Consider the following 14,529-nt stretch of genomic DNA (forward strand, 5'->3'; position numbering starts at 1 on the left):
ATCAACGAAAAGAAACTCAATATGATGAACGTCGAGCATCGCAAGCTGCTGGAACAGGAGATGATCAACTTCCTGTTTGAAGGCAAAGACGTGCATATCGAAGGTTATACGCCGGAAGATAAAAAATAAGCACGTTGCCGGATGGCTCAACGCTGTCCGGCAACACCGCACAACGACAAACACAACACGCACTCCCGGAATGATGAAAAAATTTCTCGCGCTTGCCGTTATTGCGCCGTTGCTCATCTCCTGTTCCAGTTCGACCAAAAAAGGCGATTCTTATAATGAAGCCTGGATCAAGGATACCAACGGTTTTGACATTCTGATGGGGCAGTTTGCCCACAACATTGAAAATCTGTGGGGCTATCAAGAAGTGCTGATCGCCGGTCCAAAGGACTACGTGAAGTACACCGATCAGTACCAGACCCGCAGCCATATTAACTTTGACGACGGGACCATTACCGTTGAGACCATCGCCGGGACTGAACCTGCGGCACATTTGCGTCGCGCCATCATTAAAACGTTGCTGATGGGTGATGATCCCACTTCCGTCGACCTCTACTCTGATGTCGATGACATTCAGATCTCCCGAGAGCCGTTCCTGTACGGCCAGGTGCTCGATAACACAGGTCAGCCGATCCGCTGGGAAGGCCGGGCGACGAACTTCGCCGATTACCTGCTGCAAACGCGGATGAAAAGCCGCAGCAACGGGATCCGCATGATTTTCAGTGTGACAATTAACCTGGTGCCGAATCACCTGGATAAACGTGCGCATAAATACCTCGGCATGGTGCGCAAGGCATCCCATAAATATGGCATTGATGAGTCGCTGATTCTGGCGATTATGCAGACGGAGTCATCCTTCAACCCATACGCAGTAAGCCGTTCCGATGCGCTGGGGCTGATGCAGGTGGTTCAGCATACCGCCGGGAAAGACGTTTATCGTTCCCAGGGCCGCTCCGGTATCCCGAGTCGCAGTGAACTGTTCGATCCAGCCAGCAACATTGATACCGGCACCGCCTATCTGGCAATGCTCAACAATGTCTATCTGGGCGGCATCGATAACCCAACGTCACGACGCTATGCGGTGATCACCGCTTACAATGGCGGGGCGGGCAGCGTACTGCGCGTCTTCTCCAGTGATAAAGTGCAGGCCGCGAATATCATCAACAGCATGACGCCAGGGGATGTGTACCAGACGTTAACCACGCGTCACCCCTCTTCTGAATCGCGCCGTTATCTGTATAAAGTCAATTCCGCGCAAAAAACCTATCGGCGGAACTGATGCTTCTCTTCCCCGCTCCCGGTAAAACGGCGAGCGGGCGAACCAAAACGTGACAAAAGTCACTTTTTCGCATTGCAAAAAGGTATTGTTTTGCAATTATTTGTCACAGGTAACAAAAAATCACCCATCGTCGTTGATAGAATCACATCATACAGTCACGGCATTTGTGCCAAACGAAACATTCATCCGCCTTCCTGTGTGAGGAAATTAACATGAATCTTAAGCTGCAGCTGAAAATACTCTCCTTTCTGCAGTTCTGCCTGTGGGGAAGTTGGCTGACCACCCTCGGCTCCTATATGTTTGTCACCCTCAAATTTGACGGTGCTTCTATTGGTGCTGTCTATAGCTCGCTGGGGATCGCGGCGGTTCTGATGCCGACCCTGTTGGGGATCGTGGCGGACAAATGGCTCAGTGCAAAGTGGGTTTACGCCATCTGTCACGTGGTGGGTGCAGTGACGCTGTTCATCGCCGCTGAAGTCACGACGCCGGGTGCGATGTTCTTTGTGATCCTGCTTAACTCACTGGCATATATGCCAACGCTTGGGCTTATCAACACCATTTCCTATTACCGCTTGCAGAACGCAGGCATGGACATCGTTACTGACTTCCCGCCGATTCGTATCTGGGGCACCATCGGTTTCATCGCCGCCATGTGGGCCGTGAGCTTCTCCGGTTTCGAACTGAGCCATATGCAGCTGTATATTGGCGCGGCGCTCTCTGTGATGCTGGTGCTGTTTACGTTGACCCTGCCGCACATTCCGGTGGCGAATCAGCAGAAGAATCAAAGCTGGACTTCTATGCTGGGTCTGGATGCCTTCGCGCTGTTTAAAAACAAGCGTATGGCTATCTTCTTCATCTTCTCAATGATGCTCGGCGCAGAACTGCAAATTACCAACATGTTCGGGAACACCTTCCTGCACAGCTTCGACAACAACCCGCTGTTCTCCGGAAGCTTTATCGTTGAGCACGCGTCGGTGATGATGTCGATCTCGCAGATCTCCGAAACCCTGTTCATCTTGACCATTCCGTTCTTCCTCAGCCGTTACGGGATCAAGAACGTCATGCTGATCAGTATCGTGGCGTGGATGTTGCGCTTCGGCCTGTTCGCCTACGGCGACCCGAGCCCGTTTGGTACCGTGCTGCTGGTTCTGTCGATGATTGTTTACGGCTGCGCCTTCGACTTCTTCAACATCTCCGGTTCGGTTTTCGTTGAGAAAGAAGTTCGTCCGGAAATCCGCGCCAGTGCGCAGGGCATGTTCCTGATGATGACCAACGGCTTCGGCTGTATCCTCGGCGGCGTGGTAAGCGGGAAAGTGGTGGAGCATTACACCCTGAACGGCATTACCGACTGGCAGACCGTGTGGCTGATTTTTGCCGGCTACTCACTGGTTCTGGCCTTTGCCTTCGTGGCGCTGTTTAAGTACAAGCACGTTCGCGTCCCGACTGGCACACAGACCGTCGCACATTAATCTCTCTGTCGGATAAGACGCTTTCGCGTCTTATCCGGCATTCTCTTTCGATTACTTCAACACATACCCGTACAACCGTTTAATGCCATCGGCATCGGTTTCACTATAAACGCCCTGCAACTCCGGCGAGAACCCAGGCAGCATATTCACCCCCTCTTCCAGCGCCAGGAAATAACGCTGTACCGCACCGCCCCAGACTTCGCCCGGCACTACGCACAGCACGCCCGGAGGATACGGCAGCGCTCCTTCCGCCGCGATACGGCCTTCAGCATCACGAATGCGCACCAGTTCAACATCACCACGAATAAAGGCGCTGTGGGCATCCTGTGGGTTCAGCGCCACCGTCGGGAAACTCTCCTGACGGAACATCGCTTTTTGCAGATCCTTCACGTCAAAACTGACATACAGATCGTGCATCTCCTGACACAGTTCGCGCAGGGTATAGTCGCGATAGCGCACCGGATATTTATTGAAGATAGTCGGAAGCACCTGTGCAAGCGGCGTGTCGTCTTCGATATGCTGTTCGAACTGTGCCAGCATCGCCGTTAAATGCGCCATTTTTTCCGGACTCTCGGCGGGCGTCAGCAGGAACAGAATCGAGTTGAGATCGCACTTCTCCGGCACAATACCGTTTTCACGCAGGTAATGGGCCAGAATGGTGGCCGGTATACCAAAATCAGTATAACGTCCGGTCTGCGCATCAATACCCGGCGTGGTGAGCAGCAGCTTGCACGGATCGACAAAATACTGATCGTCGGCATACCCTTCGAAGCCGTGCCATTTCGCGCCCGGCGCAAAGCTGAAGAAACGCCGCTCGCGGGCAATCACCTCGGTGGGATACGACTGCCACGCCTTACCCTCCACAACTGGCGGAATGAACGGCACAAGCAGCTTACAATGGGTCAGGATAGCCTTACGCGCCTCAATCCCCAGCGTCACGCACTCTGCCCACAGACGTCGACCACTCTCCCCTTCGTGGATTTTGGCATTGACATCCAGCGCGGCAAACAGCGGGTAGAACGGACTGGTTGAAGCGTGCAGCATGAACGCATTGTTCAGCCGCTTATGCGGACAGAAACGCGCCTGGCCACGAATGTGATTATCTTTCTTGTGGATCTGCGAGGTCTGTGAGAACCCGGCCTGCTGTTTATGCACCGACTGGGTGACGAAAATACCCGGATCGTTTTCATTCAGCTCCAGCAGCAGCGGCGAGCCGTCGGCCATCATCGGGATAAACTGCTCATAGCCGACCCAGGCAGAGTCAAACAGAATGTAGTCACAAAGATGACCGATTTTGTCGATCACCTGACGGGCGTTGTAGATCGTGCCGTCGTAGGTTCCCAACTGGATAATTGCCAGCCTGAAGGGACGCGGCAACTCTGCCTTTTCTGCGGTTATGTCGCGGATCTGTTCGCGCAGATACGCTTCATCAAAGCAGTGTTCATCGATCCCGCCGATAAAACCAAACGGGTTACGGGCCGCTTCCAGATAGACCGGAGTCGCCCCCGCCTGAATCAGCGCACCGTGGTGATTCGATTTGTGGTTGTTGCGATCGAACAGCACCAGATCGCCACGCGTCAGTAACGCATTGGTAACCACTTTATTCGCCGCCGACGTGCCGTTCAGGACGAAATAGGTTTTATCGGCGTGGAAGACTTTGGCGGCAAACTTCTGCGCATGTTTGGCTGAACCTTCATGGATCAGCAAATCGCCCAACTTCACGTCAGCATTGCACATGTCTGCACGAAAGACGTTTTCGCCAAAGAAATCATAGAAATGACGCCCGGCAGGGTGCTTTTTAAAGAACACACCGTGCTGATGCCCCGGACAGGCGAACGTGCTGTTTTTCATATCCACATACTGCGTCAGCGTGTCGTAAAACGGCGGCAGAAGGTCTTCCTCATACAGGCTGGCGGCAGATTCCAGCTCCAGCCACTCCTGCGCAGTACCGCGAATAACGGCGGTCGCGCCTGCGGGTAGAGCTATGTTCTCTTCGGTGAGAATAAAGACCGGCAGATGAAAGCCCGTGCGTTTGAGTAACGCAAGAATGCCGCTACGGCTATCGGTAACGGTCATGACGACGGCAGCGACATCGGTAAAGTCAGTACTGTCCAGCGCCACAACACCGCGATGAGTAGATAAACGAGAAACCAGTTCACTACTGGCGGCAATGTTCATTGATTTCATAAGCGCAAAAACCCGTTTCGGGAGAATAAGAGTCCCGGACAAGGCTCATTGCCCTGCCCCACGAGATGTTTAGGTCAAACTGGTCACCAGCTCCGACCGCCAGACATCAGTAAAAGCAGACCGTTTCTGATTTTACTGTTGTCCTGCAGTGAGCATACGTTGCCCTCACCGCATGGTGAGTAAGAGGGAAGGAATAACGAGAAGGGGCAGCCATCGCGCTAACCGGCGATGCGAAAGGCGATGTGAAGGTGTTGCGTTCATCCCATGCGGCCCCGAACAGACTGGAGAAAATTCGCGCAATCATGGCACCTTTAACCAGGAGGGGCAAGATTTAATTCTTATGCACACTTGTTGCGGTTAAACAATACTGTAAATGAGAACCAGGTCATAATAATGCACTTTGACAACATAATGAGCAGGAGCTTACGTGGTAATTGGACCTTTTATTAACGCCAGCGCCGTTTTGGTGGGTGGTGTTATTGGCGCCCTTCTTAGCCAACGTTTGCCGGAACGGATTCGTGTCTCCATGACCTCTATTTTCGGTCTCGCGTCACTTGGCATTGGTATCTTACTGGTAGTCAAATGCGCCAATCTTCCGGTTATGGTGCTGGCAACGCTGGTCGGCGCACTAATTGGTGAGTTTTGCTATCTGGAAAAGGGGATCAACACCGCCGTCGCCAAAGCGCAGACACTCTTTTTAAGGCCAGGGAAAAAACAACCTCATGAATCGTTTATCCAAAACTACGTCGCTATCATCGTGTTGTTCTGCGCCAGCGGGACGGGGATTTTTGGGGCGATGCGAGAAGGGATGACCGGTGATCCGAGTATCCTGATTGCCAAATCCTTCCTCGACTTCTTTACCGCCATGATCTTCGCCTGCTCTCTGGGTATCGCCGTTTCGGCTATCTCGGCTCCGATGCTGCTCATCCAGCTTTCGCTGGCGACCTGCGCGGCGCTGATATTGCCGCTCACCACCCCCGCAATGATGGCCGATTTCAGTTCGGTCGGGGGGTTATTGCTGGTCGCCACTGGTTTACGCATCTGCGGAATCAAAATGTTTGCCGTGGTCAATATGCTCCCGGCGCTGCTCCTCGCCATGCCGCTTTCCGCCGCCTGGACCGCGTATTTCGCTTGAGAATGCGTGCAATAACAGCAAAGTGGTGATAGATTGTGCAGTCTGCGTTGAATTGAAGAAATTTCGTTGACGAAACGAGGCGGATCGGTTTTAATGCGCCCCGTTGCCCGGATAGCTCAGTCGGTAGAGCAGGGGATTGAAAATCCCCGTGTCCTTGGTTCGATTCCGAGTCCGGGCACCACTTCTTCAGAGCCTGTTCGTTAAGAGATGAGATCCTTAACGGGCAAGACAGTAGTCCCCAGACGGCATGATGATGGTACTTGTGTTACCGCATCAGTTGAACACGGGACTTAAATCCAGAGGATGTTTCAGCCATCCTCTGGATTTCTCTCGTCCACAATTTACTTCACGAACGTATTTACCCTCAGATCTTCCCTGTGTCAATCTTTTGTAAAGCAAACATCCCTTTTTTTTCCATTTTTAATTTCATCAACTTAGATTTAACTTAAGATTAGTCTTATGCCGCATCCAGCTCCTCCAGCATGTCCCGGACCTTATCCAGGTCACTTTCAACATACTCCAGCGTGACCGCCGGTGTTGAATGACCCAGCAGGTCCTGTGCCATCTTCAGGTTACGATCCGGCAAACGCATCAGGTTAGTCGCGATGGTGTGTCGGAACCTGTGCGGACTGACTGTAAAACCGCATTCTCGTGACAGTCGTCTGAAAAACGCACGCAACGGCGGATAATCCATGTTGCTGCTGATTTCATTCTTCCGGCCATCAAAGCGAGATAGATTAAACAACTGGTCCTGCATCTTCGCGCCACGTTCAAGGGAAAGGTTATAGAGCCTTTCAAGTCTGGGGCGGAGGTTTTCAGTAATCGGAACCCGGTGTTCCTTATGGTTCTTGGAACCCTCAGGCCGGAGATTAATCCATCGGTGCTCAAAATTTACATCCTCCAGGCGAATGTGCAGCAGCTGGTTCTGGCGCATTCCTGTTCTCCGCAATGCATCCAGTACCGTTAACCAGAACCATGCTGGCCGTAAGGCGCTTTTTCTTAACTCCATCATACCAATCCGTTCATCCTCTTCCCTCGCCTGCATGTGCAGATAAATTTTATTCATCTGTACATCAGTCAGTGTTTTTTTGCGTTTGACATCGGGTCGGGTAATTACCCCGTTGAAAGGATTTTCCCTCATCGTTACAAGCCCATTAACGATGGCGTGATTAAATATAGCGCGCATATGAGTCACTTTATTATTCCATGTCGTTCTGCTCAGTCCTTCCTCATGGATAATTTTTCGGCGCCACGTTAAAACCAGCGTTTTATCAACCTGCTCAGGTGAAATACCTTCACCGCTAAAGGAAATGAATGATCTGACTACCTTCCTGTAGCTCCACTCCGTAGCCGGGCGCAAAGATTTACTGAAAAAATAATCATCCAGCACTTGTTCAAATGCATTGTTCATATTCACCTCGTATATTGTTATTCTGACTTAAGCAATAGTATTAATTTCTTCGTGCAAGCCATAAACTGTCCGGTGGACAAGTTCCTTTTTTGTAAATAATGTCAGCGCTCAGCATGTATCCTGACATTTTGGTGTAACGACCGCTTTTGTCCGGCGTGTCGTATTTATGGTAATGCCAGAGGCCTTTACCATTTCGTGAATAATGAACGTTCAGAGCTTCAAAGCTTTTTTGCAACTCCGATTTATCCAGTGACTCATTTGTATTCAGCGACAAATATTTAAAAAAACACTCAGGTGAAACAATGAATACAAACTGAGCCAGAATATGTGCAAAACTCTCGCCCTCATTGACACTAACCGTACCGTCAAGGATTGAGGATTTCAGCCAGTCCAGAAACTTTTCTCCTGGGGTGCCAGATTCCATCCCGACCAGCGAAGGCTCTTCAGAAGAAGTAGTTCCAACCTTCGCTTCAACAACAGGAGCACCAGAGCCCGACATCTGGTCAAGCACGCTAAGAAGTTCTGCGGTTGATACCGACTCATCCGGGACAGTTTCATCACCTGTTCGTTCATCGAATGACTGTGTATCATGATTATCAAATGCCGAAAGCAACGTAACCTGACCGGTAACATCATTAGCAGCATAATCACCTGTCTGGTTAGTATCGTAACCTATTGATGCATTGTTAATTGGCTCTGGAACCGGTGTTATATTTTTGTGACTGGACGTTTGATGCATATCGTCGTCTATTAAATTTGGGATATTGTTTGTTCTGGATTCTTCCTCCCCTTCCTCCCCTGAGGTGATCACCTTATCGCTTTCAGAGGGGCTTGCTGTACCAGAAACGGTTCCTGATTTATTGGCAACGCTGGCAAGCGCATCGCTGATGATGCTGTTGAGAATTCCAGACTGAGCTTTTTGTCCGCTGAGGTACAAAAATAGCGCACCTGAAATCGCCGGCCAGCGTTGAAGCCAGATAGCCGCAGCATCCGGGATGAGTTTACTGGCAATGTACATGCCGTTCATTGAAGCCGTTCTCCCCTGCCGGGGACGCACCCGCCAGTTTGCACCGGGTATTTCCATCCCCGGACACCAGGCTTTTCCGTTCGCCAGGCTCCCTTCAATCTGCGACAACCAGTCAAGATGATGAAAAAGCCCAGCCCAGAACACTGCGCATATCCAGGCAGGCCCCTGCTCTGCCTGCTCCTCAGGCGTCGCTCCCGGAGGTAACATCATACCGCGTACCAGCCTCACGGCACTTGCGGCCACGGATAAACTGAGGTCAGTAAAGCTCCCTGGTGTGGCTAACGGCCCCGCCCAGGCTGCCGGTACTTCCTGAACGCGAGCAGCCATTTGCTCTAAGGGTTTTAGCCAGAATTCGTCAAAGGCTGACTGTGAAAGTGGGCAATTTTCCCGCAACATCCGGACGATCTTCTGTCGCTCCGCAGTTCCCAGTAACAACTGACCGGACCGTACGTTCCGGAACCCTCCCGCTTGTGCCGGCTGCACGGATGGTCTTACTGAGTGTTCCGTTCCGACTGCCAGCCCAAGGCCTGTTAACCATTTCAGTCCACGCATAACCACCCCATAACCAGATTCCGAATTGACGCTACGCTATGGAGACGGTTGTATTTTGCAAGTCAAAAGCCTTAGTTCCTGATTAAACAAAACGAACTTGCATTAATCCTTAAAGGCCGGTTCACAGTTTTCAGATGAAGAGAATTAATCAGCATGCTTCCTTAAGCGCCATCAGAAATCTGAGGGAAGCGACAGGAATGCAAAGATTAGTGGTCTCTGGAATTATCCTCTGCTGGGGTCTTGCGAGTTACGGGCTCATCGCTCTAATTACGGGGTATCAGGATGGGATGGTGTATCTCTGGGGGCTTGTATTGATATCCCCTTTTTCTCTGAGAGTGGTGAACTGGATGCAGCGCAGACTCATCAACCAGCCCTGCATCCTGAGCTACCATAAGCGCAGCTCAAGGATATTCGTGCATCTGTCGCCAAACCAGCCAACCGTCAGTATTTCATCCGAACGTGTGGCCTGGTTCTGGAATGGAGTGCTAACCAGTATAGAGGACGCTCTCAGTGGCAGAGAGAACACCATCGTGATTGCCTCCCATCTCCTCACCTCTTATCGAATTAAACGTATCAGAAGGCATCTTCAGATTCAGGCCGGACATTACCGAAGCCATGTCATACATGTCCCCTTCACACCCACTGCGCGTGCAGTTATGCAACTGGAAATTCTTCTTGCACAGTGGCGCTGGCGTGTACCGTCCAGAACGTTATGGCCCGTTCTTGTCATACGAAAAACTTTCAATCCGGAAAAATAATTTCCCCTGTTTTGATTTTTCACCCGTTGTCACACTGGCTACATCAATGTAGTCGATCTGAACGATCGATTTTCATCGTTATACATCCACTCTGGTGCGCGGTAACGTATCCACAGTGGATACAATAATTAATAACTTAAGTCGAATTAATGTATTAGCCAACACCGGGAAATTATATGAACCGTCTGAACGTCACCTCCATCCTTGCCAGTATCATCACTGAACGGGATGAAAATATGCAGCAGCTGGTAGCCCAGCTTTCGGACGGAAAGAAAACGTCTGGCAGCCCTATTGCAATACGTTTTAAACCAGCTGTCAGGGATTTCGTCACACTGGTATCAGGACGCCTGGGTATTTCATCAGCTGAACTGGTCAATATTCTCGTCGAGGGTATCATGCGCGAGACGCTTATCCCCCGACAGGCTGTGATCACACATATCCACGAACGGTTCTGGCTGCTGATGGATGAGCACCGCCTGTCGGTACTGGACGTGGCTCGCCTGCTCTCGGACTGGAATATCGGTCTGAGCGTTCTGGAAAGCCGTGAAAGAACGATGGATTACTTAACTGCACCTTTGCTGAAACAGCTATCTGACTGGTTCTGTGTAAGTACCAGATGGCTGGAAGGAAGTGATCCCCGGTCAGTGTACCTGACCGCTTTCAGCGAATGGATTCAGGTTGCCATGATAATTAAAAAAAGAATTCAGGAATATACATCTGACGACAACCTGACCCGTCCTGACATATTCCTGGTCAGAGAGAATCAATACAACTCAGGAGATATCAAAGACGAATCCGGACATGTTTTCATTTTTATTCGGCGCTATAAAACCGTTAATAACACAAGAATTCGTGTAGTTGAATGTATCGGGCATTGTCCATCTTCAGGTGCTTATAAAACACAACTTAATTCATTCCTGAGTATGAGCAACATTCTCTTCAGAGCGCATATTCTCAACAGTTTCGACACATTTTATGCATCCGGTTATTTACTGGATGCGCTGAGAGAAGGAAAGATACTTCCGGCCGCTGCACTGTGGGAAATTCAGAAACTTCAACGAACAGAGTCAGGTAAGTTTTCTCAAAATATATGGACCGAAGAGGAAAGAGAACCTTTTCTTTTCCCTGAGGAATTTATAACACCAGAATGGAGTAAATTTGTTAGCCAAATAACAGCCATCAATATTAAGTAAAATAACCAGTCAGACACATTGTTTTATTGGTGCGCCAGCGCCAGGGGATTTTTTTGCCTTAAACACCATAAACGACAAAGGATATAAATGATGAAAGCTTCAATTTCAATGATTACCCGCTGCGTTTCTCTTGCTCTTCTGGTTTCCGCAGCGCCGTCGGTTAATGCTGCGACGAACTGGATGGAGGCACGCGGTGATGCTATGGGTGGCACCGGCGTGGCATCCGCGCACTACGGTACAGCTGCTCTGTCTAACCCTGCTCTGTTAACTACGTCCGGACCAACCGATGATTTCAGCCTGGTGCTGCCATCGGTGGGCGCCCAGGTCTCTGACCCGGATAAAACCGTGGATAAAGCGGATGATGTTAAGGACCTCTGGGATCGTTTCGACAGCGCCGTCGCTAATCAGTCCGGTGTCAGCGAAAGCGCTGCGGCACTCAAGAGTAAGCTTCAGGATTTGAAAAACACACATGCGAACGGCCAGGTCGGGGCTTCAGTTATTGCAACTGTGCCGAACCAGACACTACCGTTCGCCGTTGTGGTGAAATCATGGGGTACTGTCTCTGTCGATGGTAAGGTCAGCGATCACGACCTGGAATACCTCGACAAGGTCGCCGATGGCACAATCCCCCCTTCTGCAGTGGATACTGACTCACTTACGTCAAGAGCCTACGGTCGTGCGGCTGTGATCACCGATGTCGGAGTGGCCATGGCGCATGAGTTCGAAACTGCAGGACATGCCTGGTCCTTTGGTATCACACCAAAATACCAGCGCGTTGACCTGTTTAACTACAACGTTTCCGTCAGTAATTTTGACAAAAACGACATTGACTCCAGCGAGTACCGCAATACCAAAACCGGTTTTAACGCCGACGTCGGTCTGTCCACAAACCTGAACGACAACTGGACTCTTGGTCTGGCCGTACAAAATATCATCCCCCGCTCAATCGATACCAAAGAAGTAAATGGTGAAAAGGGAACGTTCAAGATTAAACCGCAGGCCACTGCCGGCGCCTCATGGCACAACAGCTTCATCACAACCGCGCTCGATGTCGACCTGACTGAGGCGAGTGGTTTCACCAGTGATAATAAGCGTCAGTTTGCAAGTCTGGGTGCCGAGATTAATGCCTGGAACTGGATGCAGGTGCGCGCGGGTTACCGCCAGAACATGGCTTCCGGAGAAGGCAATGCTTTCACTGCCGGCCTGGGGTTCTCTCCGTTTGATGTGGTTCACCTGGATATCACGGGCATCGCAGGCACTGATCGTACCTACGGGGCGGTTGCACAACTTCAATTCACTTTCTGATCCAGCAAAATGAAGGGGCTGTTTACTGACAGCCCTGGAAGTCCTCAGGAGAACACTATGAAAAAACTCATTCTTTGCTCAGGTATCTCTTTTGTACTTATGGCTCTTGCTGGGTGTAGCCAGAACCAGCTCAATCAGTTTCAGCGGCAACTGTCAGATGTCAGCACGATGATATCACCTGGTGAGCAGCATCCTTCTGAAAAACAGGCTGAACGTAATGAGATTGCCCAGGCATTCAGCCTGCCAGTCGGCGTAGATACTGCTGCACTACGCCTGAAGCAGCATTATGGTTTTCCTTCTGATGAAGACGTTTCAGCCGCAAGAAACAATGGTCAGGGAAATGCTGGCTGGTCAGCATCGGCAATTTCAGAAGGTGCCAGTTGGTCAGCCCAACCTGGGTCTTATTATCGCATGAGCCGGAACTGGGCAGCTAATGATCGTCTGACAATAGAAGTCACAGGCGATGCTAAACGCAGCAACGTGACCGCAATTTATCGTTCCTCCAATCCGGAGCATCTTAAACCTGAATGGACCGCGCGCCTGTGGAAACAAATTCCGGAAGTCGCACGCGGTACGAAGGTTAGTCGGGAGGTCGGGCAATGAGCAAGTCACCTTCTCCACGGCCGCAGGAGACTGATATGTCCAGTTTACCAACTGGTGAAAATATCAAAGCCATTGAAAAGCTAATTAGCGATGCCTCAGAGGTTATTGCAAAGCGAGAGCGCTCAGTCAGACGTGCAGAACGAAATCTGGAAATAGCCGAAGACCACCTTGCAGACCTGGAAAATCAGAGAGATGAACTCATCATAGCGAGCTGGGGAGATGCTCCCAATTGGCATGGAATATTTAGTATGAGTGAGGATGCCTCAACCACCATGCGAGCATACCGTGATAAATGGGTCGGTACGATCGCAGGTCTGCGTCTGATTGCCTTCGGCAATATTTATACCGGACAGTCAGTTTACGGGATCGGTTTCACAACAAAGTCTGAAGAAGAACTGGAGCAAACAATCCGGATGGTGGAGTTTGTTCTGCCGTACCTTATTGCTGATGAGCGAAAAGAAAAATCATTAATGATTTATAACTACCCCGCGGTGGACTGCTGCCACAGCTTCGTTTTTAATATCGAAACAGGTACATATGGCATCGCCACAGATCGCTTTATGTCACGTCAGGAAACGATGGAGTTTCCCTCACTGGAGTTCGCACTTCGTCATCTCCAGGCAAACACCTTAATAGACGATGTAGATAAACGGAAAAGCCTGAACGATGAGGTGACGGAATGAAAGATGTGTACTGGGTAGTCGAAGCCAACGGGAAGGAAATTGGCGCTATGACACTGGATGAGTTTGAAGACATCCACAAGTCCGTGAAGGCAAACTGGATGAACAGGATCGTTGCCGTTATCAGGTTTTTCTTTTTCCCTGCATATAAGAAAACAGGCCTGTACTGGCCTGAAATTGAAGAGGAAGTAAAAGCACTTTTGCAGGTCAGAACTGATGCTCCGCTCACCATTAAATTCGTTCGCGGAGAAATGCCAACTCAGATAAGACTACTATAACGGCCAGTAGCAAGATGCTGCCTCATCAACCATTCAATCTCTATACCCAATAAAAAAGCCCCCGGGAGGGCTGAGGGATCCCCAGAAACATCATTAATACACCATAATGATGTTTCGATAGGCCCTCGCCATATCGGCGTATACCCTGTCGGGGTTCATCCCCGACAGGAGCCCCGGCGACTGCCGGATGACATTTTCACTCAATGTCAGATACGACAGTACCCTGCGTGATTTCTCACTGTTCGCCTGGAACCATCGATTTATTCCCTTACTTTCAAGGTAATATCCCGTCAGCCATATGATGATGCTGTAGAGAACTGCAACCAGGCAAAGCACGGATATTCGTTTTTCTCCCCGGCTTTTACTTGCCCGCAGTCCCAACCCATAGCGCTCGCTTTTTTCATCCCTGAAGTTCTGTTCTATCTGCATACGGCGACTATAAATTTTAACTATCTCGCGTGGCTTATATTCCATCAGACTGGTAAAAAGCAGCCACGGTTCACGTGCGTTTTTACGGTACATCCTGTCTGTTTTGGGGTAATGCTGGCTGCCTTTCCTGCCTGTCGCCCGTTTATGCACGGTGTAGAAATTTCCTGGACAGTCACGACTGGCGTTGCGTGCCAGTCGCCCGAAACCCAGATAGCGC

12 protein-coding genes, 1 tRNA gene and 1 pseudogene are annotated in these 14,529 nt (G+C 50.4%); 10 read left to right on the plus strand and 4 right to left on the minus strand.

Features of this window, described 5'->3' with window-relative positions:
* From AB7E14_RS09885 to AB7E14_RS09895, 3 genes are all read left to right on the plus strand, one after another.
* The coding region (locus AB7E14_RS09885) for a Fe(2+)-trafficking protein (RefSeq protein ID WP_428169494.1) at positions 1 to 129 on the plus strand (129 nt) is incomplete at its 5' end.
* Positions 130 to 202: 73 nt separating this feature from the next.
* Complete coding sequence (mltC, locus tag AB7E14_RS09890) at positions 203 to 1,285, plus strand: membrane-bound lytic murein transglycosylase MltC (protein ID WP_044327654.1); 1,083 nt, start codon at positions 203 to 205, stop codon at positions 1,283 to 1,285.
* Between the two features lie 212 nt (positions 1,286 to 1,497).
* Positions 1,498 to 2,754: a nucleoside permease gene (locus AB7E14_RS09895; protein WP_044255678.1), complete on the plus strand. Its 1,257-nt coding sequence runs from the start codon at positions 1,498 to 1,500 to the stop codon at positions 2,752 to 2,754.
* A 51-nt stretch (positions 2,755 to 2,805) separates the two neighbouring features.
* On the opposite strand, the gene AB7E14_RS09900 is transcribed toward AB7E14_RS09895, so the two are convergent.
* Positions 2,806 to 4,941: an ornithine decarboxylase gene (locus AB7E14_RS09900; RefSeq protein ID WP_316962856.1), complete on the minus strand. Its 2,136-nt coding sequence runs from the start codon at positions 4,939 to 4,941 to the stop codon at positions 2,806 to 2,808.
* 427 nt (positions 4,942 to 5,368) lie between these two features.
* Between AB7E14_RS09900 and AB7E14_RS09905 the strand changes: the two genes are divergently transcribed.
* Together AB7E14_RS09905 and AB7E14_RS09910 are read left to right on the plus strand one after the other, a co-directional pair.
* Complete coding sequence (locus AB7E14_RS09905) at positions 5,369 to 6,076, plus strand: DUF554 domain-containing protein (RefSeq protein ID WP_316962857.1); 708 nt, start codon at positions 5,369 to 5,371, stop codon at positions 6,074 to 6,076.
* Between the two features lie 105 nt (positions 6,077 to 6,181).
* Positions 6,182 to 6,257: transfer RNA gene (locus AB7E14_RS09910), tRNA-Phe, on the plus strand.
* 276 nt (positions 6,258 to 6,533) lie between these two features.
* Here the strand turns inward: AB7E14_RS09910 and AB7E14_RS09915 are convergent.
* Both AB7E14_RS09915 and AB7E14_RS09920 read right to left on the minus strand, forming a co-directional pair.
* The gene (locus AB7E14_RS09915; RefSeq protein ID WP_058799362.1) at positions 6,534 to 7,487 is read right to left on the minus strand and encodes a tyrosine-type recombinase/integrase; all 954 of its coding nucleotides are present in this window, start codon (positions 7,485 to 7,487) and stop codon (positions 6,534 to 6,536) included.
* Positions 7,488 to 7,527: 40 nt separating this feature from the next.
* Positions 7,528 to 9,066 (minus strand): TraI domain-containing protein, encoded by a 1,539-nt coding sequence (locus tag AB7E14_RS09920; protein ID WP_058799363.1) that lies wholly within the window; start codon positions 9,064 to 9,066, stop codon positions 7,528 to 7,530.
* Between the two features lie 934 nt (positions 9,067 to 10,000).
* On the opposite strand from AB7E14_RS09920, the gene AB7E14_RS09925 reads away from it, so the two are divergent.
* From AB7E14_RS09925 to AB7E14_RS09945, 5 genes are all read left to right on the plus strand, one after another.
* On the plus strand, positions 10,001 to 11,017 hold the full coding sequence (locus AB7E14_RS09925; RefSeq protein WP_058799364.1) for a hypothetical protein: 1,017 nt from the start codon (positions 10,001 to 10,003) through the stop codon (positions 11,015 to 11,017).
* A gap of 108 nt (positions 11,018 to 11,125) precedes the next feature.
* Positions 11,126 to 12,322 carry a conjugal transfer protein TraF gene (locus AB7E14_RS09930; protein ID WP_231912862.1) on the plus strand — a complete coding sequence of 399 codons (1,197 nt, stop codon included), beginning with the start codon at positions 11,126 to 11,128 and terminating at the stop codon, positions 12,320 to 12,322.
* A gap of 57 nt (positions 12,323 to 12,379) precedes the next feature.
* Entirely contained in the window at positions 12,380 to 12,925 is a 546-nt protein-coding gene (locus AB7E14_RS09935; RefSeq protein ID WP_058799366.1) for a hypothetical protein, read from the plus strand.
* 35 nt (positions 12,926 to 12,960) lie between these two features.
* The gene (locus AB7E14_RS09940) at positions 12,961 to 13,608 is read left to right on the plus strand and encodes a hypothetical protein (RefSeq protein WP_058799367.1); all 648 of its coding nucleotides are present in this window, start codon (positions 12,961 to 12,963) and stop codon (positions 13,606 to 13,608) included.
* Positions 13,605 to 13,883: a hypothetical protein gene (locus AB7E14_RS09945; protein WP_032676634.1), complete on the plus strand. Its 279-nt coding sequence runs from the start codon at positions 13,605 to 13,607 to the stop codon at positions 13,881 to 13,883. The genes AB7E14_RS09940 and AB7E14_RS09945 overlap by 4 nt, the downstream gene beginning before the upstream one ends.
* Before the next feature lie 93 nt (positions 13,884 to 13,976).
* Here AB7E14_RS09945 and AB7E14_RS09950 read toward each other — a convergent pair.
* A pseudogene (locus tag AB7E14_RS09950) lies at positions 13,977 to 14,529 on the minus strand (IS4-like element ISCro2 family transposase); the annotation flags it as partial.

It is taken from the genome of Citrobacter sp., from assembly GCF_050252275.1.
Classification (GTDB): domain Bacteria; phylum Pseudomonadota; class Gammaproteobacteria; order Enterobacterales; family Enterobacteriaceae; genus Citrobacter_A; species Citrobacter_A amalonaticus.

Excerpts from the sequence above, each read along its gene's own strand:
- mltC (WP_044327654.1), top strand. The coding sequence starts at position 203 with ATGAAAAAATTTCTCGCGCTTGCCGTTATTGCGCCGTTGCTCATCTCC.
- AB7E14_RS09895 (WP_044255678.1), top strand. The coding sequence starts at position 1,498 with ATGAATCTTAAGCTGCAGCTGAAAATACTCTCCTTTCTGCAGTTCTGC.
- AB7E14_RS09900 (WP_316962856.1), bottom strand. The coding sequence starts at position 4,941 with ATGAAATCAATGAACATTGCCGCCAGTAGTGAACTGGTTTCTCGTTTA.
- AB7E14_RS09915 (WP_058799362.1), bottom strand. The coding sequence starts at position 7,487 with ATGAACAATGCATTTGAACAAGTGCTGGATGATTATTTTTTCAGTAAA.
- AB7E14_RS09920 (WP_058799363.1), bottom strand. The coding sequence starts at position 9,066 with ATGCGTGGACTGAAATGGTTAACAGGCCTTGGGCTGGCAGTCGGAACG.
- AB7E14_RS09925 (WP_058799364.1), top strand. The coding sequence starts at position 10,001 with ATGAACCGTCTGAACGTCACCTCCATCCTTGCCAGTATCATCACTGAA.
- AB7E14_RS09930 (WP_231912862.1), top strand. The coding sequence starts at position 11,126 with ATGATTACCCGCTGCGTTTCTCTTGCTCTTCTGGTTTCCGCAGCGCCG.
- AB7E14_RS09935 (WP_058799366.1), top strand. The coding sequence starts at position 12,380 with ATGAAAAAACTCATTCTTTGCTCAGGTATCTCTTTTGTACTTATGGCT.
- AB7E14_RS09940 (WP_058799367.1), top strand. The coding sequence starts at position 12,961 with ATGTCCAGTTTACCAACTGGTGAAAATATCAAAGCCATTGAAAAGCTA.
- AB7E14_RS09945 (WP_032676634.1), top strand. The coding sequence starts at position 13,605 with ATGAAAGATGTGTACTGGGTAGTCGAAGCCAACGGGAAGGAAATTGGC.